Below are 22,203 nucleotides of genomic sequence, written 5' to 3' on the forward strand. Positions count from 1 at the left end.
GGGAAAAGAGATGAGTCAACCAACAGTGATTGCCGATCGTAAAAACAACATCGTCTCAGCAGTCGATCAATTGGCTGTGAAACTCGTGTCGACCAGCCATCAGATCCACGACAAACCTGAAATCGGAAACGAAGAGTTCTTTGCTTCAGAGACCTTGACCACCTTACTTGAAGCCAATGGGTTCACCATTGAACGGGGAGTGGCGGGTCATGAGACTTCCTTTGTCGCACGCAAACATTCAGGGAAAGAAGGGCCGGTCATCGGTTACCTGGCTGAATATGACGCCCTGCCTGGACTCGGTCACGCCTGTGGTCACAATATTATCGGAACGGCAAGCTGCGGGGCGGCCATCGCCCTGTCATCCGTTCTCGATGAAACGGGAGGGGAAGTGGTGGTGTTCGGGACTCCTGCTGAGGAAGGCGGTCCGAACGGAAGTGCGAAGGGTAGTTTTGTAAAGGCCGGGTTGTTCGAAGGAGTGGATGCCTGCATGATGGTCCATCCGTTCAACCGAACCACGCAGACAGGGAAAACCCTTGCGGTGGACCCCCTTGATTTCGAATTTAAAGGAAGATCTGCCCATGCGGCAGCTTCCCCTGAAGACGGCATCAATGCCCTCGACGGTGTGATCCAGCTGTTCAACGGCATTAACGCCCTTCGTCAGCACGTGACCGATGATGTACGGATACATGGCATCATCACCCATGGCGGGGACGCACCCAACATCGTCCCTGACTATGCGAAGGCCCGCTTCTATATACGCGCTGCAACCAGGGAAGCGTGCAATGAAGTCACGAAGAAAGTAAAAGCGATCGCTGAGGGGGCGGCTATTGCCACCGGGACGAAACTGAATGTCATCAAAATCCAAAATGAAGTCGATCACTTTCAGCTCAACCGCCGTTTCGATCAAGTATTCCAGCGTTCAATCGAGTCACTGGGCGAAACCTTCGACGATACGGAACGAAAGGGACTCGGCTCATCAGACGCAGGAAACGTCAGCCGGGTGATCCCGACCATCCACCCCTACATCAAAATCGGCCCCGAATCCCTCGTAGTCCACACGAATGAATTCAGGGAAGCGGCGAAATCCACCGAGGGTGACCGTGCCCTTGTGATTGGGGCAAAGGCACTTGCCCTGACGGGGTATGAACTGCTGACGGATAAGGGGATTTTGGAGGAAATATGGGAAGAGTTCGGTTCAAATAAATAAAGGCGCTGAGACAGCCAAATAAGGGCTGTCTTTTTTTTGTATGAGCATGTTCCAATGTTTAACAAAAACACAAAGAGGATATTGAATAAAAGAGAGATTGTATCGTATAAACCAAAGAAAGGGGAACGACATGAAAAAATTACTGATAGCAGGAAATCTTTTCTTCGCACTCTCGATACTGGGAGCATGCGGTTCAGACGAGGCCGAACCCCAAGATAATACCTCAGGCGATACGGCAGAAATGAGTGACCAGCAGGATACCCAGGAAATGGACGAGCCGGCGGCCGAACTCCTCGACAGTGAAAAGCTGCAGGAACGGATCCAAAAGGGAATGGATCTCGATTCCTATTCTGCTGAACTGACAGCAATGGAGGAAAAAGGAGAAACCACCCTCATCAAGAAATACAACTTGACCGGGAATGAAGAAATTAAAGCACAAATCCTTCAATCTTCAGACGGGTTTGTCGCAGTTGAAACCGATGGACTTGAAGTGACAGACGTTTCAAACTTTAAAACCATGCAGGAAGTCGAGGATCACCTGAATGAAAAGGACATGGAAGAAGATATGAGTGGATAAGCGTTCCATACCTTTAAAGAGCATTTGAAATTCTTATTAGTGAAATCCAAGCCGAACTAATTTACTCTGAGGGAGCCATATTAGTTCGGGTTTTTTATGTTTATTGAAAGAAGTAAAGAACGAGCTCTTAAGGGGCACTTCCATAAAGTGATTTAATTTAGTCAATTAACAACAATTCACTAAAATAAATTTAAATCATATATAGTTGATATCCCGTGCGTAATTTATTGAGGAGGATATCATGAAACCTATGTTACCTATGGAAAAATATTTCGGTAAGTTAGAGCTGGTATATGAATTTTATGGGGCTATGCCGACAGGCGTTAGTGTATCAGAAACCGGTCGTATTTTCATTTGCTTTCCGAAATGGGGAGACGACGTTAAGTTCACAGTGGCGGAAATTGTTGGAGATACTTTGGAGCCTTACCCTAGTTTAAAAACCAATTTGGGTAGTCAAGGGAATAGTACAATGTCTTTCATCAGTGTCCAAAGCGTAGTTGCAGATGGAAGGGGAACACTTTGGGTATTAGATACAGCGGCACCGAATTTTTCTGTACCAATTATAGGAGGGGCAAAATTAGTCGCTGTGGATTTAAAGACCAATACATTAAGAAAAGTATATACCTTTACAGAAGATGTTGTCCTGCCAACAACTTATCTGAATGATGTCCGATTTGATTTTCGAGTTGGAAAAGCAGGTTATGCCTATATAACGGATTCTTCTTCCAAAGGACCAGGGGCCATTATCGTTGTGAATTTAGAAAATGGAGATGCGTTCAGACGGTTAAATGGAGTAAATTCCACTTCACCCGACCCTTATTTTTTACCGAAAGTAGAAGGAGAAATTTTGATGAACCGAAACAAAGATGGCTCAACATCCCCATTTAGATTGGCGTCTGATGGGATAGCGATTTCTCCCGATGGAAAGGTTTTATTTTATTGTCCACTTTCCAGCCGTCATTTGTATTCAATCTCAACAGAAGCTCTAAGAGACCGAACGATACCGGACACTGATTTACGTTACCAGGTTGAGTACTGGGGAGAAAAGGGTGCGTCTGATGGAATGATCACCGGGGCAAAAGGAAACCTTTATGCCGGAGACTATGAAAACAACAGTATTCGAAAGATATTGCCGAATGGCATAATGGAAACCATCGCTCATGATCCGAGAATTTTATGGCCGGATACTTTTTCAATTGGGCCTGATCAATACTTATATGTCATTGTGAACCAATTACATCGGCAGGCAAGGTTTCATTATGGAAAAGACCTGCGACAGAAACCGTATAGTTTACTTCGTATGAAAATTGATGAATTCCCTGCTTCTACCTTTTCGTAATAAAACATAGATGAATAATTTTCACATTACCTCAGGAGAGGGTTAATCGGTAGTAGTTTTTATCTGGGAATTTGCTGACGGTTGGAGGCGCTGAGGGACAGGTTTCCTCGTCCCCCCGAAGACATAACCTCTCTGCTAAAATACAGAGAATCGACTTTTAGGAGCTGCCTTTCTGAAGACTCATCAACTAATTTCATATATCTCTGCAGGCACATAGGCATTATCATCATACAGGAAATTTGCAGCCTGACCCCTGATACGTTAATACGTTAGAGTACCGGGGGTCAGACCCTCACTCTTTTACAGCACCCATTCGTACTTCCCTTTCAAATAATAAGAAAAGGAATTGACCTTTTCACTTTAAAAAGTGAGGGAGATCAATTGCTTTCGTTAAGATTTAAAGTCAACAGGTGTATAAATTTTTATTTATATATTCAGACGACCTTCATTATGGAGTAGTAAAGGACAACCACTGGGAAACCAGCCCGATTTCTCTTCAAACAGGCAAAAGTTTACTTTTTATATCAAGCTAGTTTTGCGTAATGTAGATTAACTAAAACAAAGGAACAGTTGATGATCGATCAAAACTGCTCCTCGGTTTTTTTATAGTGTCGGCAGTTTTAAAGCAGTGTCGATATTCTGCAGGTTGAGATCAAGCTGTTCGTTCGTATCAATGGCATGATACCAGCCCCGTTCCACCATAAAATTATAGATTTGTTCGTGCAGGTCAAGGGCTTCTTCAAGATGCTTTGTCAGCACTTCTTTGATTTCAGGGGAACCTGTTTCAGTTATGGCCATCGCATAATTTCGGACGCCGCTTTTGGCTGCAATCAGAAAGTCCGTTGCAACTACCTGATCTGTAAGTGCCTTCATGCCTGTTAAATTTTCAGCAATAAAATTCATCTTTATTCAACTCCTCATAATTGTTTTGCTTTGGAAAGAATAGCGGAGAATTCCTCCAGTTGACGAGTAGATATTTGCACATCATTCTCCATGATTCTTTTGAGTTTCTCATCGGCAACAAGGGCTCTCATGGTTTTGGACTTGGTTAAACAATTAGTTTTGAATGAGGCCAGTTCCTGGACCTCCAGGACTTCATGCAATACATAATCCATTTCATCAACCTCCTTAGATTTGACGGGAGTTCAATCTAAACTCCCGCGAGACAGCTTTTTTAAGGTTTCAGCACGACTTTAATGCAATTATCTGTCTTAGTATCGAAAATTTCATAACCACGCTTGGCTTCGCTCAGTGGCAGCACATGGGTCACGACATCACCAAGATCAATCTTGCCGGATGTAACCAAATCATACATATGTGGCATAAGGTGAATCATCGGTGCTTGTCCTGAGCGTATATTGACGTTTCGCTGCATGATGTCCCCAAGCGGAAATCCATTATATCTGCCGCCATAAACGCCTGTAATCTGGATGGTACCTGCTTTACGTACTGCCTGTGAAGCAATGACCAGGGCGCTCATGGCACCGCCTTGGAGCTTTAGTCCACTTGCAAGGAATTCCATATCTGTCATCTTTCCATCCATCCCAACCGCGTCAATGACGACATCGGCGCCACCTTTGGTAATCTCCTTAAGATAGCTGCCAACATTTTCGTGGTCTTCAAAATTGACGATTTCGACTTTGTTTGTACGTTTAGCATGATCCAAACGGTATTTGACATAATCCACAGCTATTACCCGTTTTGCACCCTTCATCCAAGCAAATTTCTGGGCAAACAAGCCAACCGGACCGCAGCCAAGGACAATGACCGTATCTCCTTTTTTGACTCCTGCATTATCAACGCTCCAAAAGCCAGTGGACATCGCATCGGCAATACAGCTTAATTTTTCATCCGGTTCCTCGCAGGATTCAGGTATTTTAAAGTGGGTGAAATTGGCAAATGGAACTCTTAGATATTCAGCCTGGCCGCCGGCAAAACCGCCGGTAGTACCTGAATAGCCGAAATAAGCTCCCATATCGCCATTGTCATTGGAATTATCGCATTGGCTTTCCAATTGATTTTTACAATAAATACATTCCCCGCATGCAATATTGAACGGGATGATGACGCGGTCGCCTTTTTTGAGATTTCTCACTTCAGGACCTACTTCTTCCACAATACCCATCGGTTCATGTCCGATGATATAGTCTTCCTGCATGTTAGGGATCATTCCATGGATCAAGTGGAGGTCCGAGCCGCAAATGGCGGTACTTGTGATTTTGACTATCATGTCATCCGGCTTTTCAATCTTTGGATCTGGAACTTCTTTGACTTCGACATTCTTGATGCCTTGGTAGGTTACTGCTTTCATGCTGATTTACCTCCAGTGTTATTGTTCATCCGGTGTCCGGTCAAACATTCCTTTTCTGTTAGTGTCAACAGGGAACAGGTTCATATTTGCAATCATATTTGTATTGTTGGCAGAGAGCTGATCCAATTGATATTGTTCACTCAGGTCATGAGGATGGAACCATTTTTTCTGGACCATAAGCTCTGTAATTTCCTGGTGCATCGCGATGCCTTGAAAAAGCTGTTTCCGAAGGGCTGCTCGTAATTCGGGTGTGGTTGTTTCCGTTAAAGCAACAGCCGTATTTCTAACACCTTCTTTTGCACGAACGAGAAAATCCAATGCAAATGTCATGTCAGCGAGTTCCGGCATATTCAGTGAATTAATGGGATCTAAATAATCTTGGTTCAATGTACGTTACCCTCCTTATCATCGATAATTGGTGTCGGGCGGCTCTGGGGAACCGGGGCTTCAAATGGTGCGTGTTTATAGATCTGCTGTAATTCAGCAAGATCCAACATGGATTGCTGCACATCCTTTTGCATCAATTCTCTCAGGTCCTGGTCAAAAACAAGACCCTGCATCAATTTTGACTTTGCTACACTTAAAGTTTTCAAATTGATCGCTTCATGCAGGTCCAAAGATTCGTGTGGAGCCAATTGATACTTATCCAATGAAACAGACCTCCTTTTTCTTAGTTTTTAGAGTGTTTTTCTTAGGAATTTACGGATATCTGGTCTTCAGCGGCATCTTTCTTTTAGGTAATGTGTCATATAGAAGGAGGCCACTTGTTTACGATACCTAAAGTTACCCCTTTAATATTCACCTTAAGAAGGATAGTATACGCTTTGTATAAATAGGAGTTGGAGGGACACACTGGTTGCCTCACAGCAAATTAAAAGGGACGGAATCCCGTCCCCGCGTGCATTTATTAAAATAAATCGATCACCAACTCCAGAACACTTTCACTTTCTCGGAAAAAGGGGCCAGACCCCCGGTTCGTTAAGAGGATAGTGTGTCGGGGGTCTGTTCCTGATTTCTAAATCTCAATACGGGCTTTGTTATTCCTGTGTGTAAATGTAAATCAAGTAGTAAGGTAATCGTAAGCTAACCTTCTATAGCCATTAGTTATATTAAAAGGGAGAGAGAAAAATGTCTCTGTAACTAATTTTTGATATGGATGGTACACTATTTCAAACAGAAAAATTTTAGAATTATCATTTGAGGATACTTTTAACCACTTATGTTCGTTAGATGGATCTAAGTCCCACGGGCAGGGACGTTCTACCCTGGCTACTGTTATAATAAGAACATATAAAAAAAGGTCAACCAGAAATATCTAGAATTCTGGTTATATACGAACGGGCAGGTTAGTTCAAATTCTGTTTTAAATAAATATAAGACGGTGAAAAAAACACCGTCAAAAATTAGCTATTTATTTTGTGTTAATTCTTTATAATAAAGGTAATCGACTTTATGCTTTGTAGCCATTAACTGTGAAGCCAAAATTGCCGTATAAACAGTGGTTAGTACAATTGCTCCAACACCAAGACCTGAAAGGTTTATCTTATTAGATGTACTCATTCCATTATTGCTTGTGCTCATAGCATTATTACTTGTGGGTGCTTCTTCCATTTTATTAACCCCCTAATTTTTTATAGGGGTATTATTTGTAACGGCAGTTAAACTTATACTCCAAAAAGTAACTTAGAGAAAGAAAACAGGCAGGTCTTAAAAACTTAAAGTTTGTGAACAAATGTACTTAAACTAACGGGGGCGTTAATTTAATAACACAAATATAGCGAAGAGGTCAAGTATACATGATTTTATTCAATAAACTGTGTATTTGGCCACTTTGTTATTTACTTTAAAATAGGACTTTGTTTTACAGATGTCTGTTTTTATAGCTGCTGCATTTCAACTTAATATGGAAAGGAAAGATATTTTCCAATAAGGCGTCTCATATAAATGAGCAGAAACTGTTTCGTTTTAGCTGGCGGTCACAGGTGGTAAACAGCTTGTCATTGGATGGTACATTTCACTGGCCGAAATCAACCAATAGAAGTGTTCACTGTTTTGAAGTGAAAAAGCATAATCCACCTTTTCGTATAGTTATAGAATTACCCCGGAGTTTACTTTGACAAATTTAGGTTAACAAGTATAATTCATCCTATACGGGGAGGGGAAATTATGAACTTAAATGCAACATTATCTATGTTAAAGGATTTAACTGACGCAAATGGAATTCCGGGGAACGAACGAGAACCTAGGAACGTAATGAAGAGATACATAGAACCCTATTCTAACCAAATAAGTACAGATAACTTAGGCAGTTTAATAGCTAAAAAGATTGGCGATGAAAGTGGACCGAGTATTATGATTGCTGGTCATTTAGATGAAGTTGGTTTTATGGTTACAAATATTAATAAGCATGGCTTCTTACAGTTTGAAACAGTAGGCTATTGGTGGTCCCAGGTAATGCTTGCCCAGAAGGTAACGATTTCCACAAGAAAAGGTAAGATTACGGGAGTGATCGGTTCTAAACCACCTCATATTCTAACTTCTGAAGCTCTTAAAGGAGCAATGGATATTAAAGATATGTTTATTGATATTGGGGCTTCTAGTAAGGAAGAAGCACAAGAATGGGGAGTTCGTCCTGGTGATATGATAACCCCAAGCTTTGAATTCACTCCTATGAAAAATAAAAAGCTGCTTCTTGCAAAAGCGTGGGATAACCGAATGGGATGTGCAATTGCTATTGATGTTCTTAGGCAATTAAAAGATGCCCATCACCCAAACATTGTTTATAGCGTAGGAACGGTTCAAGAGGAAGTTGGCCTTCGTGGGGCAAGAACTTCAGCAGCAATGATAGAACCGGATATTGCATTTGGGGTGGATGTAGGAATAGCAGGAGATACACCGGGGATATCGAAAAAAGAGTCCCTTAGCGAGTTAGGAAAAGGACCACAGATAATTCTTTATGATTCTTCTATGGTATCACATAAGGGACTTCGTGATCTGGTGATTAACACGGCTGAAGAAAGCAATATACCCTTTCAATTAGATACTATTGCTGGAGGTTCAACTGATTCTGGAGCAATTCATTTAACTGCAAACGGAGTACCTTCTTTAACCATTACGGTCCCTACACGTTATATCCACTCCCATGCTGCGTTACTACATTATGATGACTATGTTAATACTGTAAAACTAATCACAGATGTAGTTAAACGATTAGATAGAAACACTTTTAATGAAATAATAAATAGTTAAATTAACAAATTAAAAGCTCAAAAGGTTTTATGAACTTTTAATGTGTTTAGGAGCATAAGGAGGGTATTTATGCAAGAGTCCTTGGGAAAGGGTAAAACAGTTTAAGACTTCTAAGGTCAAAAGGATTTATGACTATAGACAATTCTTCATAGATATAAAGGCTAAAAATTGTACGGTGAAAAAGATGGCACTATGTCATGGTTTTGTAAAACAGTGGTTCAATTTAAATAATGCTGAAATCGAATTTATGGAAAATGAGGCTGACTTCAAAGTAACAGTAGATAAATTTGAGTTTGACTTTGAAAATAATCTTCATAATTGTTACGTTAAATGGATAAATGAAATAGAGTTTATTATGTTGATTAAGAATTCCATTGCCAAGGGTACCCCCTCAGTTGAGTTTTGGTTTAGTCTATCAAACTCAAAAGAGGCACAATAACATCATATATTCTTTAAAAGGTTGGAATTTTTGGATATATATGTTATTTTATATATGTAATTTAATATCAAATTAATAACTAGGGGAGTCCATTAGCATGGACTGAGAAAGAAACGCGTTAAAGTTTTTAAACCCTTTGGACCTGATCTGGATCATACCAGCGTGGGGAAGTTGGATTACATACAAAGACAAATAGTATTTGTGTGTGCTATTTTGTGATTAAATCCAGGTCCATATCCTATATGGCCTGGATTTTTTGTGTGTAAATGAAGATTTTCTTATTTATAGTCTATAAGTTGGACTGCTGGCACTGGATCTTTTCCATTAACCCTAATTAAAGGAGAGAGAACCATGTCAAAATCTGCAAATGAATTGAACGTTTCGATGTTGTCAAACTTTAATGGTAGTAAAAAGGTGTATGCAAGCGGATCAAGAACTGACATACAAGTGCCAATGAGAGAGATTGCCTTATCGGATACAGAAGGCTCCTTTGGAGATGAAACCAATCCTCCGATTCGGGTATATGATACAAGTGGTCCATATACCGATGAAAATTATAAGGTTGATATTTTAGAAGGGCTTCCGGCACTGAAAAAGAATTGGATTATGGAGCGTGGAGATGTTGAGGAATACGCAGGACGCAAAGTCATGCCGGAAGACAATGGGATTCTAAATACAAAAAGTAAAGAATCTATTCAAGATTTCTCAGGGTTGAAAAGAGCACCATTACGCGCAAAAAATGGGAAAAATGTTACACAGCTACATTATGCAAGGAGAAATATAATCACCCCTGAAATGGAGTATATCGCCATTAGGGAAAATATATCACCAGAGTTTGTTAGAGATGAAGTAGCCAAAGGTCGAGCGATCATTCCTTCAAACATCAATCATCCTGAAGCTGAGCCTATGATTATTGGCCGTAATTTTCACGTGAAGGTTAATGCTAACATTGGAAACTCTGCAGTCACCTCTTCTATAGAAGAAGAAGTAGAAAAAATGATATGGGCCACTCGATGGGGAGCAGATACCATAATGGATTTATCAACCGGGAAAAACATCCATGCTACACGCGAATGGATCATCCGGAATTCACCAGTTCCGGTTGGAACTGTGCCAATCTATCAAGCTTTAGAAAAAGTGAAGGGGATTGCTGAAAATTTAACCTGGGAAATATATAGAGATACCTTGATTGAACAAGCCGAACAAGGAGTAGATTATTTCACAATTCACGCAGGTGTATTACTGCGCTACATTCCTATGACTGCTAGCCGTATGACAGGGATTGTTTCTCGTGGTGGATCTATTATGGCACAGTGGTGCTTATATCATCATCAAGAAAATTTTTTATATACACACTTTGAGGAAATATGCGAGATTATGAAAAGCTATGATATAGCCTTTTCGCTTGGCGACGGCTTACGTCCTGGTTCTATTGCAGACGCAAATGACGAAGCCCAGTTTGCAGAATTAGAGACCTTAGGAGAGTTAACAAATATTGCATGGAAGCATGACGTTCAAGTAATGATAGAAGGTCCTGGACATGTACCTATGCATAAAATTAAAGAAAATATGGATAAACAATTAGAAATATGTAAGGAGGCTCCTTTCTATACATTAGGTCCATTAACAACAGACATAGCACCAGGATATGATCATATTACATCGGCTATTGGTGCCGCCATGATTGCATGGCATGGGACGGCCATGCTTTGTTATGTTACTCCAAAAGAACACCTGGGCTTACCAAATAAGAATGATGTTCGCGAAGGTGTTATCACATATAAGATAGCTGCACATGCAGCGGATTTGGCAAAGGGACACCCTGGTGCACAGAAACGTGATAATGCGTTATCAAAGGCACGCTTCGAATTTCGTTGGAGAGATCAGTTTAATCTTGCATTGGATCCTGACAGAGCTTTAGAATTTCATGATGAAACCTTACCTGCAGAAGGGGCAAAAACTGCACATTTTTGCTCCATGTGTGGACCGAAGTTTTGCAGCATGAGAATCTCTCAGGACATACGGGAATATGCAAAAGAAAAAGGGTTGGATACCACTGAAGCAATAGATAATGGTATGGAAGAAAAAGCAAAAGAGTTTCAAAATTCAAGTGGTACCCTATATCAATAATCACTAGTTGGTATTTCCCTATTTACAACTATTCTTTCTAATAATCACTTCCCAGTAATAATATTAGGTAGTCATCTATTTAAAACGAAAGCTGAATTACATGGGATTTTCCTACAGTATAGGAATGAGAACAGATTCCCTATTATTTTCAATGCTGGTAAATGCCACAGTAGAATTTCTAAATCATTGATTAAAAGAAGGATAATGCAAGACAAATAACAACTATAAAACGGGTTGAGTTTTAGGATGAACTAGTTTTATAATGGTATTAATCTTTTTAGGCAACCTTTTTAGGGTTAGCGGTAAATTAACAAAGTACAAAGTATAGGCCTTTGGGTTTACTAGTCATTCGATGACTACTTTATCCGAGGGTCTTTTTTGTTTTCTTATATATCTTGGTAAGGAGGGATAGAGCAAAGGTTAAAAAATTGCTGGATCATTATAGAATTTACTTTTTGAGATGGTAAGGATTTTGGAAAAATTGTATGTTTTTTTACGGTTTTTGTGCATAAAGATATTTAAAGTGGTAATATAATAGGTAAAAACGGAAGAAAAACAACGAGGAGTGAAAATATTTGTACATGCGGACGGAAATTTTAAAAATCATTGAAGGGGGTCTTGAAAGGAATTCCGAGAAAGTAAAAAGTTATGCTAAATTATTCTCCGAAAAACTCCATGAAGAAGGGGAAGGAAAATTTGCTTCTAGAATTATGAATTTACTTGAAAACAATTCTGATAGTGCTCATCCTGTTTATTTGGATGAATTCATGAAGAAACCCGTAGATAATGACAGCCGACTGGATATGGTAGAAGTTACAATGTCTAATGATTTAAAGGAAGAAATCGTATTACCAAAGTTAACTCAAACGAAAATAGATAACTATGTAAACTCCTTACAAGCTAGAGATAAATTTATGAACTTAGGGATTGACATACCAGAGTCTTTATTGCTTTATGGACCCCCAGGTTGTGGGAAGACAAGTATTGCTCATTATATTGCCCAAAAAACAGGTCTCCCTTTAGTAACTGCTAAGCTAGATGGAATGATTTCTTCACTTTTGGGTAGTACAGCAAAAAATATAAGGAAAATTTTTAATTACGCGCAAGAGAGACCTTGTATATTATTCTTAGACGAATTCGATGCAATTGCCAAAGCTCGAGATGACGGGCATGAAGTAGGCGAATTAAAAAGGGTAGTAAATAGTCTATTACAAAATATAGATAAATTTAATTCAGACAGTATTTTAATTGCAGCTACGAATCATGAAAAATTGCTTGATCCCGCAGTTTGGAGGAGGTTCTCAAATATTATAGAGATTCCTAAACCATCTAAGGTAGAGATAGAAGAACTGGTACATAATAACCTTAGTATTGTAGAAACTGATTTCCTAAATGATAAGAAGAAGACAGATGTTATCGTTGATCTAATGGTTGGGTTGTCACCAGCAGAAATTAAGTCCCTATGTATAAATAGCATTAAGCAAAGTGTGCTGAAAGATGAAAAAACAGTATCCTATGTTACCTTCTTGTACCAATTATTTTTAAGTGTTGGACAATCAAATGATCAAAATGAAGTTGTGAACTTTTTGTATAATTGCGGTGTAACTCAAATTAGTATCTCGAAAAATTTAGGTATCTCTCAAAGACAATTAAGAAATATGCTTGAAAGTAAAGGAGCTGAAAAGATTTGAATAAAAGGGATTAAAAACCTTCCAATCAAACTATTTGAAGAGAGAGAGAAGATGGACGATAGGTTCACTGAAGGGGGTGGAAGTGGAAAACCTCCAAAGTGGGTGCTTAGAGGAGAGGAGTTATTAAATAAGTCAACTGTTTTATTAGAGGATTTAAACGGTACAGAACAAAGATTAAAAGAAAAGTTCACTAGATATAAAAATTCTCCCGCAGTTATTAAGGCTAAAGTTAATGAAGATGCGTACGCCAAGAGCCATAGGTCTGAGTTAAATAAACTTTTAGCTGCGGATAAAAGTAATAATCGGTTTATTGGTGTATCAAGCGAAAATGAACTTTTAATACGAGTAGATAATATTCAACAAATAAAAGAGATATATAAAAATATCGAGCAAGTTAAGCGCCATGGTAAAGCTATTTCGGGAATTGAGAATATTAATGCTTTTGAACCCGACATTATAATGGAGAAAGTTGAACCGAGGAAAGATGGTAAATTTGTATTTAAAGTAAGGTTATTTGACTTTAATAATTTCCAACTTAATGACTCTATCTTTAAACTTTTCCAAGAGTTCCTAAAAGAAACGGGAACAATCGACTTTATAAAAACAGTAAAATATTCAAACGAATTAATGATACATGAGGTATCTTTAGAATCTTTAGATTCACTAAAATCTTTCGAAGACTTCAGCCCGGTAATGTCAGTGGAACCGATGCCTATAATTGAGGTGACTACGGATGATTTTTTTATTGAAAGAGACATAAAGATACCAGAACCAGACGATGGTACTGAGTATCCAGTAGTTGGAATACTGGATACCGGAATTGCTGATATTCCTCAACTTTCCTCTTGGAAAATTGGGAAAAGATATACTAACTATCCAGAAGCGGTGCTTAATTTTTCTCATGGGACATTTGTTGCAGGCATTTTAAATTTTGGAGACGTATTAGAAGGAAAAGAATATACGGGGACTAAGGGGTTTAAAATCTTTGATGCAGCAGTGGTACCAGATCAAAGTTTGGAATCAATCTCTGAAGGTGATCTGATTGAGAATATTAGAGAGGTTGTTGAAAAACATTCCGATAACATAAAGGTTTGGAACCTGTCAATTGGAATAGAGCAAGAACATAAGAACTCTGAATTCTCAAGGCTGGGAGTGGCACTTGATAATATCCAGGATGAGAACGATGTCTTAATAATAAAGTCAGCAGGAAATTGTGAAAATTTCTTAGATGGTAAACCTGTTGGCAGAGTAACAGGTGGAGCGATTCTATTCGTTCATTGACTGTAGGAGCCTTAGCACATGACAAAAATCAGTATGACCTGGCTGAACCCCACTACCCATCTCCATTTAGTAAAACTGGCCCTGGGCCTGTTAATATTATTAAACCAGAGTTTGTGCATTATGGTGGGAATTGTGTTTCAATGGAAAAGACTTGATGAAAAATGGTATGATTTCATTTTCTCCAACAGGTCAGTTAACGAAAAAGGTAGGAACGAGCTTCTCGACACCTAGAGTGACAGCTATAGCAGCAGATTTAAATGACAAGCTTAGTGAAGATTTTGATCCTGTATTATTGAAAGCGTTACTAATACATTCTTCCAGGTACCCTACTGAGGTAGACTTACAAATGAATGATAAAATAAATCAACTGGGGTTTGGAATGCCAGAAAAACCAATTGATATTCTCTATAACAACCCCCATGAAATAACTTTAGTCTTAAGGTATAACCTGAAAAAAAGTGAGTTTATTGAAATTCTTGATTTCCCCTACCCCCCTAGCCTGCAAGAGAATGGGTTTTTTAAGGGCCAAATATCTTTAACTATGGTGAATAGTCCAATCTTAGAAGGTGGACAAGGCCCAGAGTATTGTCAATCTGATATTCAAGTGAATTTCGGGACATACGACAATAAAAAAGTACGTGATATCAATAAAAGAACGATCAAAAACCCAATCGGCAGGGATGGTGCAAAGAACATCTTGACTTCTGACATTTATAGTAAGAAGAAACCTAAAGATTTAGAAGGATTTGCTAGAGCAGAAAAAACGTTAGTTCAGTATGGTAGAAAGTATTATCCTAATAAGAAGTATGCGGTGGATTTAAATGATCTAACTCCTAAAAACAAAGAGGATTTTTTGGATGATTCTAGAAGTTGGTGTTTAAAATTAGAAGGATTCTACAGGGACTTTATTGAAAGTAAAGCTGAAAATGAGAGAATGGCTTTATCCCAAGAGTTTTGTGTCATTATTACCATTAAAGATCCTCACCAGGGAAAAAATGTTTATGATGAAGTATCCCAGCTATTAGAGAATAATAACTTCATCCATAGAAATATTAAGGTGAGACAAGATATTGATATTTCTTTTGATTCATAGATTGATAGAGCCAACTTTTAGACATTGGTATAATCCGGGAGGTGATTGTCATTAGTAAGAAAGTCGAGTTAATAAAAGAGATGTACTATTTTGAGTTAGAGCAAAAGGAGAAAATTAACAATAGAATCACAATCCCTCTTGCAATCATAACCATACTCATTGGCCTTGCGGTATTTTATTTTAAGGGCTTAGAGCATATTGAAACAAATGTTTGGGGGTACACCTTCTTTGCTATATATGGTATATATGTAATGTTAATCGTTGCATCCATAGTATTACTCTTTCGTGCCTATTATGACTATAAATACTCATATTTACCAAGTCCTCAAGAAGTAGAAAAAGATATGGTTGAGATTGAGAAATACTATGATGATAATTATCAACAATATTTCCAATCAAAAGGTACAAAAGAAGAACTTCTGGAAAAGGATATTGAAAGAATAATACACTCGTATTATTTAAAAGCAACAAAGAAAAACATCCCAATGAATGAGAGGAAGTTTAAACTTCTGAGGTATGCAGGAAAAACCTTATTCTATGCAGTGTTTTTTGCTGCGTTGTCTATAATTCCTTATCAAATCTCTTTTGAGGAAAACAAAGTCGTCAAAGTAGAAATTGATCAACTAGAGAGCATAATAAATAAGAATAACAAAGGGGAAAATGAATGAACAAGACTGCTAAGAAAAAAGATGGAAATAACCCTACTCCTCCACCAAAGCCTACTACCGCAGAACCAAGGGTTGTCCAGGAAGGCTTTGACACAAGAAGTCATAAAAATGATTGATGCAAAAAGATAAAAGAAGAATCCAGGTAATATGGTACCTGTAGTTAAGACACTTAAAAAAGAGTGTTTTACTACAGGTATTTTTTTATATATTTAAGCTTCACTAGCAAGGGACTAGGAGACAACATGATAAAAAAACTTTTTCACCTAAAGAGATAAAAGTACTTCATAAGAACTCAAATGTACAACGGGTCAGTGAGAAATTCATTACCTATACTGATACCTTTAAAAGCAGTTATATGGATGAGTATCTATCCTGTAAAACACCCAAACAAATCTTTATGGAGAATGACTTCAATAAGGAGTCTAAAGGATTGAACTCTCAGCTTGTAGGTGGAAGAAAGCATATAAGACGAACGGATTGACATGGGACTAACAGATACAAGGAAGACTGCATCTGGCAGTGCCTCAAAACGGGATATGCAGAAGAGATGAACAATCATCCTTTTATATCAATCCAATACAAGGCAGTGAGTTTATCATTGACATCCTAGAATGCTAGAGGATTAACTACTCTTGATTGAATCAAAAGGACATATCAAGAATTTTATGCTCTTACAAATGTTTCAACTAAGGGATGAATTAAAACGCTTAGTTGAAACGAAAATTTAGGAGTGTACCTATAATAGACTTTTAATCATAAGAATGATATACAATATTTAGAAGTGAGTTGGTCTCACCTCTGTAATGTATTTTAATAAATAAGGGGGTTTCTATATGGAACAGTTGTATTTAGATAAACTCGTGCATGTAGATTTTGCTGTATTTTCTGATGGTCAGCAGATTGCTGAGCACCAGAGCGATTATAATCTAATTTTTAAAGAAGTCAATCATCAGGTCAATTACTTAACGAGATTTGAGTTCTCTCTATGGAAGAACAATACAAACAGTAATTTGGTTTGGAAGGAAACAGTGATTCACCAAATAGGGACCCCTTTTGATTTAAGAGAAGCTCTAACATCGCTTGATATCAATATCATTGTTATAAAGAATAAAAGCAAGAAGATTGTAGGTTATGTAACCATAAAAGACTTACTGAGAGAAGCAGTTAACATGTATGATAAAATGCAAGCTTTTTTCCATACCATCATTGACACAATAGATAACTCGGTATCTGTTGTGGACAGAGAGGGAAAAACTATTGTATGGACAAAGGGTGCAGAAAATATTTTTTCCATACAAAAAGAGGATATATTAGGAGAGGATATGAAAAAATTCTTTCCTAAGGAAATGCTATTAAATGAAGAAGCAATGGTGACAGGAAAAACATTTAGACACCATTTACATAAACCAAGAGAGGATTTGTTTGTGCTTATTAATATTAATCCTGTCCCACTAAATGGTGAAATTATAGGAGCAGTTGCTGCTGAAACAGATGTAACTAGTCATGTTTTGATGAATCAAGAATTATTAAAAGCATCATCGAGAATTCATGAACTACAGAAGGAGGTTTCAAGACTTAAAGAAACAGTTGACCCTTTTCAAAAAATCCGCGGGTCTAGTATTGAAATTAAGAATGCAATATCCTTAGCAAAGAAGATGAGTAAAACAAGTGCAAATGTTCTTTTACTTGGTGAGACAGGGGTAGGTAAAGAAGTTTTCGCTAAGGCAATTCATGATGAACACCGAGCAGATAAGCCATTTGTTGCTTTAAATAGTGGTGCTTTATCTCATGCTCTTTTCGAGAGTGAACTGTTTGGATATGCGAAGGGGACCTTCTCGGGAGGGGATCCTAACGGAAAGATAGGGAAAATCGAGCTTGCTGGTGAAGGAACTTTATTTTTGGATGAAGTAGGTGACCTTCCACTAGAAATGCAAGTTAAGCTCTTAAGAGTATTGGAGAACAGAACATACTACTCTGTTGGTGGACTGGATATTAAGACAGTCAAATGTAGAGTAATAGCAGCAACGAACAAAGACTTAGAGGAATTGGTCAAAAAAGGAGAGTTTAGAGAAGACTTATATTATAGATTAAACACGTTATCAATTGATATTCCTCCTCTTAGAGAGAGAAAGCAGGATATTCTAGAGTTATTTCATCTGTTTATTTATGAAGCCTCTATAAAACATAATTGCGAAATTCACTATATAGCACCGCAAATTAATCAATTGTTACTAGAATATGATTGGCATGGAAATATTAGAGAGTTAAAAAATGTAATTGAACGGATGGTTTTACTAGCAGAAGATGGTTATATAACACTAAATTTACTTCCGGAGAAAATCGCAAGCATTGATAAAACTAATTATTTACCTTCTTCTAAAGAGTTAGAAAGAGAAGTAAAGCAATATGAGAAACTAAAGATTTTAGAGGCCTTAGAGAGCGAAAATGGAAATAAAACAGAGGCGGCAAAAAGGTTGGGAATCACAAGGGCTACTTTGTATAACAAAATGAGGAAACTTAATATAACAAGTTTTAGTTAAAGAGGAGGCTAGCCTTCTCTTTTTTTGTGGTTAAATTCGCTTGTGTATCAATATTTAGACAATCTTTTAGAAGTGTAAAACATTATCGACACTGAATAGATGCTGAGAATATGTCCTTATTGGATTCATAGTTGGCACGTTTCTTGCATGTGCGATGAGTGAGAGGAGGGGTTTTATTGAAAGCTAGAATAACAAATTTACAGGAGTACTTTAGAAGTAATGAATTGACTGGAGGCCTAATTACTTCGAAAAATAATATCTATTACCTATCAGGTTTCGATTACGAGCCACATGAACGCTTTGTAGGTATTTTTATCTTTGCCGAACATGACCCGATATTTGTTTTACCGGAAATGGAATTGGACATGCTTTTTAGTGCCGGTTGGGTCTATGATTATCTCAGTTATACTGACTCAGAAGATGTCTGGGATAAAATTAGAAGGCGCCTAGGTTTTAAGTTGAGTAAAAATGGTAGTATCGCAGTAGAAGAGAGTGACATATCTCTCAAATATATCCAAATGGTTAAAGCAGTACTACCAGAGGTAGATTTGAGAAACCTCGATAATAAACTATCTGAAATGCGGCTTATTAAAAATTTCGATGAGATAAATAGCCTAAAGATTGCTGCTAAGTATGCTGACTACGCTGTCCATCTTGGTATTAATGCTTTATATGAAGGGGTTACCGAATTGGAGGTTTTGGGAGAGATTGAATATCAATTGAAAAAGCGTGGCATTCGAGAAATGTCTTTTACACCCATGGTCTTATTCGGTAAAAATGCAAGTAATCCTCATGGTGTCACAAGTGAAAATAAGTTAAAAGCTGGTGACACGGTTATTTTTGATCTAGGTGTAAAATACAACGGCTATAGTTCAGATATTACTCGTACAGTTGTCTATAAAAAATCAAGTGATGAAATTGAGAAAATTTATGACATTGTATTAAAGGCGAATAGAGCCGCTCTTAAAGAGTGCAAAGTAGGTAACAGTATTAGCAAAATTGATGAAGCAGCTAGAAAGGTAATTGACGAGGGAGGATATTCGCAATATTTTCCCCACCGGATCGGTCATGGTTTGGGCATTGATGTCCATGAGGAGCCATCTCTTCATTCAAATAATGAACAATTACTTAAAGCAGGGATGGTTCTCACAATCGAGCCGGGCATCTACCTACCTGGAGTTGGAGGAGTTCGAATAGAAGACGATATTGTCATCATGGAAGAGGGTCCAGATTTATTAACAGAGTTTTGGAGAGATTTACAAGTAATAAGGGGGAAATTTAGATGAATAGAATTGAAAAAGTGCAAAAGAAATTAGCCATATTAGGTGCACATGGCATTCTGATAACAAAGGATGTTAATCGCATGTACGTCACTGGATTTACTGGAACAGCAGGAGTGATACTTGTTACAAAAGAGGAAGCTGTATTGTTTACGGACTTTAGATATGATGAACAAGCTAAGAAAGAGGCAGTGAATGCTAGGGTTGTGATTCATCAAGGAAATATTATTAAAGAAGTTAGTGATCTTATTAAACAATTAGGTTTACCAAGTTTACTTATTGAGGAAAACTCTATTTCATTTAAAACCTATGCTGAATTGCAAGAACAATCAAATGTAGAACTAAGAGGGTCTAATCTATTAGTTGAGAGAATTAGAGAAATAAAGGAACCGGGCGAGGTAGAGAAGCTATCAAGAGCAGCGGAAATTGCAGATGCAACTTTTTCAAAAGTAATAGATTTCATAAGGCCGGGAATCACAGAAATCGATATTAAGAATAAACTTGAGTTTACTATGAGAGAGTTAGGAGCAACCTCTTCTTCCTTTAACATGATTGTTGCATCTGGGGTAAGGGCTGCATTACCACATGGAATTGCTTCTTCCAAGGTAATTGCAGAAGGGGACATGGTCACTCTTGATTTCGGTGCACTCTACGATGGGTATTGTTCAGATATAACTAGAACCGTCTCTATTGGTAGACCAAAGGAACAATTCAAAGAAATCTTTGATATCGTACACGAGGCTCTTTTAAGAGCGACAAAAGAAGTATCTCCACAGACACCGGCAAACTACATCGACTTCTTGACCAGAAGTTTAATTGAAAAACACGGTTATGGAGAAAACTTTGGTCATTCAACAGGTCATGGACTGGGAATGGAAGTTCACGAACCATTACGAGTATCTAAAGAAAGTGAAGAGGTATTACAAAAAGGAATGGTAATTACTATTGAGCCCGGCATTTATATTCCTGGCTTTGGGGGTTGCCGTATTGAGGATGATATCTTGGTCACCGAAGACGGATATCTTTCATTGACTCAGGCACCGAGAGATTTAATAATTCTGTAAAAGTAATGTTAGAGCCGGGAGACCTGGCTCTAACTCACCAAGGTGGGACTATCTTGAATGAACTGATTATATTTGTAATCACTATCTTTGCAGTTTTAGGTGGTTTAGATAAGTTAGCGGGAAATAAGTTTGGAATTGGTGAGGAGTTTGCCAAGGCCTTTCAGAGTATGGGAGCTATATCCCTATCCATGATTGGTATCATATCCTTGGCGCCAGTCTTAGCGAATCTTTTAATGCCCATCATTACACCCATATATTTATTTTTAGGTTCTGACCCCTCCATGTTTGCATCTACTATATTTGCATTAGATATGGGAGGATACAAATTGTCTATGGAAATGGCCAAAGAGGCTCAAGCAGCAGACTTTTCTTGGGTTTTTTTGGGTACGATGATGGGGCCAACTCTTGTATTTACAATCCCAGTAGCTCTGAATTTAATATCCAAGGAAGATCAGCCTTTCTTTGCGAAAGGCATTCTTATCGGACTAATGACAATTCCCTTAGGATGTATCGTTGGCGGGATGATTGCTGGCTTTGAACTATGGTGGATGCTTAGAAATCTAATACCAACTATAGGAATTTCAATTGTCATTATGATCTCACTAGCAAAATATCCAAAGTTGACAACACGATTTTTCATTATCTTTTCGAAGGTCATTGAAAGCGTTCTGATGATTGGTTTGGTCATTATTATCTTTCAAACATTGACAGGTGTTGAATGGATAGATAATCTGGTTCCGATTTCGGAAAGCTTTAAAACTGTAGGAAACATAACTATTATTCTTGCTGGAGCATTTCCCCTTATATTTATTTTACAAAAACTCCTTAAAGAGCCTTTTAAGAAACTAGGGATGAAAATTGGGATGAATGATCATGCTTTGGTAGGTTTATTGTCATCTCTTGCTCATCATGTTCCAATGTTTTCAAATTTTAAAGCTATCGATAATAGAGGGAAGGTTGTCAATACATCATTTGCAGTGAGTGGTTCTTTTGTGATGGGGAGTCATTTAGGCTTTGTCGCTGCAGTAGATCAGGCTTTTATAATACCGATGATTGTAGGAAAATTGACTGCTGGAATTTTAGCAGTATCTGTAGCATACCTAGTTACAAATAATGATAGACTAAATAAATCTATTAAAGAGGGAAAAAACATGGGGATCAAAAGTAAAGAAAACTTTAACACTCTTATCAATAAATATCGCTTAGAAATCTTAAACGATAAGGAATTGTTAGAAAAGATTGAAATTGAGATAGAGAACCGTCAGATTAATGGCGTGGAAGGTACAAAGGATAATACAAAAGATTCTCAAAAGTCATCTTAGGAGGAACCACGT

Annotated in this window: 20 protein-coding genes, 1 pseudogene and 1 riboswitch; of the genes and pseudogenes, 15 read left to right on the plus strand and 6 right to left on the minus strand. The window is 38.0% G+C overall.

Annotated features, from left to right (window positions below):
- Positions 1-10: 10 nt before the first annotated feature.
- The 3 genes from BVI01S_RS05805 to BVI01S_RS05815 all read left to right on the plus strand — a co-directional run bounded on the left by BVI01S_RS05805 (position 11) and on the right by BVI01S_RS05815 (position 3,123).
- Positions 11-1,207, plus strand: coding sequence for a M20 family metallopeptidase (locus BVI01S_RS05805; protein WP_061809602.1), 1,197 nt, complete (start codon positions 11-13; stop codon positions 1,205-1,207).
- A gap of 130 nt (positions 1,208-1,337) precedes the next feature.
- On the plus strand, positions 1,338-1,784 hold the full coding sequence (locus BVI01S_RS05810; protein WP_061809603.1) for a hypothetical protein: 447 nt from the start codon (positions 1,338-1,340) through the stop codon (positions 1,782-1,784).
- A gap of 241 nt (positions 1,785-2,025) precedes the next feature.
- The gene (locus BVI01S_RS05815; protein ID WP_061809604.1) at positions 2,026-3,123 is read left to right on the plus strand and encodes an L-dopachrome tautomerase-related protein; all 1,098 of its coding nucleotides are present in this window, start codon (positions 2,026-2,028) and stop codon (positions 3,121-3,123) included.
- Positions 3,124-3,726: 603 nt separating this feature from the next.
- On the opposite strand, the gene BVI01S_RS05820 is transcribed toward BVI01S_RS05815, so the two are convergent.
- From BVI01S_RS05820 to BVI01S_RS05845, 6 genes are all read right to left on the minus strand, one after another.
- Positions 3,727-4,026 (minus strand): spore coat protein, encoded by a 300-nt coding sequence (locus tag BVI01S_RS05820; protein WP_061809605.1) that lies wholly within the window; start codon positions 4,024-4,026, stop codon positions 3,727-3,729.
- A 14-nt stretch (positions 4,027-4,040) separates the two neighbouring features.
- Entirely contained in the window at positions 4,041-4,238 is a 198-nt protein-coding gene (locus tag BVI01S_RS05825) for a hypothetical protein (protein WP_034756414.1), read from the minus strand.
- 59 nt (positions 4,239-4,297) lie between these two features.
- The gene (locus BVI01S_RS05830) at positions 4,298-5,434 is read right to left on the minus strand and encodes a zinc-dependent alcohol dehydrogenase (protein ID WP_061809606.1); all 1,137 of its coding nucleotides are present in this window, start codon (positions 5,432-5,434) and stop codon (positions 4,298-4,300) included.
- An 18-nt stretch (positions 5,435-5,452) separates the two neighbouring features.
- Positions 5,453-5,821 (minus strand): spore coat protein, encoded by a 369-nt coding sequence (locus tag BVI01S_RS05835; RefSeq protein ID WP_034756420.1) that lies wholly within the window; start codon positions 5,819-5,821, stop codon positions 5,453-5,455.
- Positions 5,818-6,084 carry a hypothetical protein gene (locus BVI01S_RS05840; RefSeq protein WP_034756423.1) on the minus strand — a complete coding sequence of 89 codons (267 nt, stop codon included), beginning with the start codon at positions 6,082-6,084 and terminating at the stop codon, positions 5,818-5,820. The genes BVI01S_RS05835 and BVI01S_RS05840 overlap by 4 nt, the downstream gene beginning before the upstream one ends.
- Before the next feature lie 757 nt (positions 6,085-6,841).
- Positions 6,842-7,045, minus strand: a complete 204-nt coding sequence (locus tag BVI01S_RS05845; protein ID WP_034756426.1) for a hypothetical protein — start codon at positions 7,043-7,045, stop codon at positions 6,842-6,844.
- Between the two features lie 555 nt (positions 7,046-7,600).
- On the opposite strand from BVI01S_RS05845, the gene BVI01S_RS05850 reads away from it, so the two are divergent.
- From BVI01S_RS05850 to eutH, 12 genes and pseudogenes are all read left to right on the plus strand, one after another.
- On the plus strand, positions 7,601-8,683 hold the full coding sequence (locus BVI01S_RS05850) for a M42 family metallopeptidase (RefSeq protein WP_034756428.1): 1,083 nt from the start codon (positions 7,601-7,603) through the stop codon (positions 8,681-8,683).
- 184 nt (positions 8,684-8,867) lie between these two features.
- Positions 8,868-9,122, plus strand: a complete 255-nt coding sequence (locus BVI01S_RS05855; RefSeq protein ID WP_034756431.1) for a hypothetical protein — start codon at positions 8,868-8,870, stop codon at positions 9,120-9,122.
- 71 nt (positions 9,123-9,193) lie between these two features.
- Positions 9,194-9,308, plus strand: a riboswitch (TPP riboswitch).
- Positions 9,309-9,473: 165 nt separating this feature from the next.
- On the plus strand, positions 9,474-11,252 hold the full coding sequence (gene thiC, locus BVI01S_RS05860) for a phosphomethylpyrimidine synthase ThiC (RefSeq protein ID WP_061809607.1): 1,779 nt from the start codon (positions 9,474-9,476) through the stop codon (positions 11,250-11,252).
- Between the two features lie 581 nt (positions 11,253-11,833).
- Positions 11,834-12,943 carry an AAA family ATPase gene (locus tag BVI01S_RS05865; RefSeq protein ID WP_244886882.1) on the plus strand — a complete coding sequence of 370 codons (1,110 nt, stop codon included), beginning with the start codon at positions 11,834-11,836 and terminating at the stop codon, positions 12,941-12,943.
- Between the two features lie 51 nt (positions 12,944-12,994).
- Positions 12,995-14,224: a S8 family serine peptidase gene (locus BVI01S_RS05870; protein WP_061809609.1), complete on the plus strand. Its 1,230-nt coding sequence runs from the start codon at positions 12,995-12,997 to the stop codon at positions 14,222-14,224.
- Positions 14,225-14,351: 127 nt separating this feature from the next.
- Positions 14,352-15,317: pseudogene (locus tag BVI01S_RS05880) on the plus strand (S8 family serine peptidase); the annotation flags it as partial.
- 41 nt (positions 15,318-15,358) lie between these two features.
- Positions 15,359-15,985, plus strand: a complete 627-nt coding sequence (locus BVI01S_RS05885) for a hypothetical protein (protein WP_061809610.1) — start codon at positions 15,359-15,361, stop codon at positions 15,983-15,985.
- A 271-nt stretch (positions 15,986-16,256) separates the two neighbouring features.
- Complete coding sequence (locus BVI01S_RS23255) at positions 16,257-16,466, plus strand: hypothetical protein (RefSeq protein WP_369690881.1); 210 nt, start codon at positions 16,257-16,259, stop codon at positions 16,464-16,466.
- A 352-nt stretch (positions 16,467-16,818) separates the two neighbouring features.
- Positions 16,819-18,525 carry a sigma-54 interaction domain-containing protein gene (locus BVI01S_RS05890; protein ID WP_051758170.1) on the plus strand — a complete coding sequence of 569 codons (1,707 nt, stop codon included), beginning with the start codon at positions 16,819-16,821 and terminating at the stop codon, positions 18,523-18,525.
- A gap of 176 nt (positions 18,526-18,701) precedes the next feature.
- Entirely contained in the window at positions 18,702-19,811 is a 1,110-nt protein-coding gene (locus BVI01S_RS05895; protein WP_061809611.1) for a M24 family metallopeptidase, read from the plus strand.
- On the plus strand, positions 19,808-20,869 hold the full coding sequence (locus BVI01S_RS05900; RefSeq protein ID WP_061809612.1) for a M24 family metallopeptidase: 1,062 nt from the start codon (positions 19,808-19,810) through the stop codon (positions 20,867-20,869). The genes BVI01S_RS05895 and BVI01S_RS05900 overlap by 4 nt, the downstream gene beginning before the upstream one ends.
- A gap of 53 nt (positions 20,870-20,922) precedes the next feature.
- The gene (eutH, locus tag BVI01S_RS05905) at positions 20,923-22,191 is read left to right on the plus strand and encodes an ethanolamine utilization protein EutH (RefSeq protein WP_244886883.1); all 1,269 of its coding nucleotides are present in this window, start codon (positions 20,923-20,925) and stop codon (positions 22,189-22,191) included.
- Positions 22,192-22,203: the final 12 nt, after the last annotated feature.

The sequence above is a fragment of the Rossellomorea vietnamensis NBRC 101237 genome, from assembly GCF_001591825.1.
Taxonomy (GTDB): Bacteria; Bacillota; Bacilli; order Bacillales; family Bacillaceae_B; genus Rossellomorea; species Rossellomorea vietnamensis.

Excerpts from the sequence above, each read along its gene's own strand:
- BVI01S_RS05805 (WP_061809602.1), top strand. The coding sequence starts at position 11 with ATGAGTCAACCAACAGTGATTGCCGATCGTAAAAACAACATCGTCTCA.
- BVI01S_RS05810 (WP_061809603.1), top strand. The coding sequence starts at position 1,338 with ATGAAAAAATTACTGATAGCAGGAAATCTTTTCTTCGCACTCTCGATA.
- BVI01S_RS05815 (WP_061809604.1), top strand. The coding sequence starts at position 2,026 with ATGAAACCTATGTTACCTATGGAAAAATATTTCGGTAAGTTAGAGCTG.
- BVI01S_RS05820 (WP_061809605.1), bottom strand. The coding sequence starts at position 4,026 with ATGAATTTTATTGCTGAAAATTTAACAGGCATGAAGGCACTTACAGAT.
- BVI01S_RS05825 (WP_034756414.1), bottom strand. The coding sequence starts at position 4,238 with ATGGATTATGTATTGCATGAAGTCCTGGAGGTCCAGGAACTGGCCTCA.
- BVI01S_RS05830 (WP_061809606.1), bottom strand. The coding sequence starts at position 5,434 with ATGAAAGCAGTAACCTACCAAGGCATCAAGAATGTCGAAGTCAAAGAA.
- BVI01S_RS05845 (WP_034756426.1), bottom strand. The coding sequence starts at position 7,045 with ATGGAAGAAGCACCCACAAGTAATAATGCTATGAGCACAAGCAATAAT.
- BVI01S_RS05850 (WP_034756428.1), top strand. The coding sequence starts at position 7,601 with ATGAACTTAAATGCAACATTATCTATGTTAAAGGATTTAACTGACGCA.
- BVI01S_RS05855 (WP_034756431.1), top strand. The coding sequence starts at position 8,868 with ATGGCACTATGTCATGGTTTTGTAAAACAGTGGTTCAATTTAAATAAT.
- thiC (WP_061809607.1), top strand. The coding sequence starts at position 9,474 with ATGTCAAAATCTGCAAATGAATTGAACGTTTCGATGTTGTCAAACTTT.
- BVI01S_RS05865 (WP_244886882.1), top strand. The coding sequence starts at position 11,834 with ATGCGGACGGAAATTTTAAAAATCATTGAAGGGGGTCTTGAAAGGAAT.
- BVI01S_RS05870 (WP_061809609.1), top strand. The coding sequence starts at position 12,995 with ATGGACGATAGGTTCACTGAAGGGGGTGGAAGTGGAAAACCTCCAAAG.
- BVI01S_RS05890 (WP_051758170.1), top strand. The coding sequence starts at position 16,819 with ATGGAACAGTTGTATTTAGATAAACTCGTGCATGTAGATTTTGCTGTA.
- BVI01S_RS05900 (WP_061809612.1), top strand. The coding sequence starts at position 19,808 with ATGAATAGAATTGAAAAAGTGCAAAAGAAATTAGCCATATTAGGTGCA.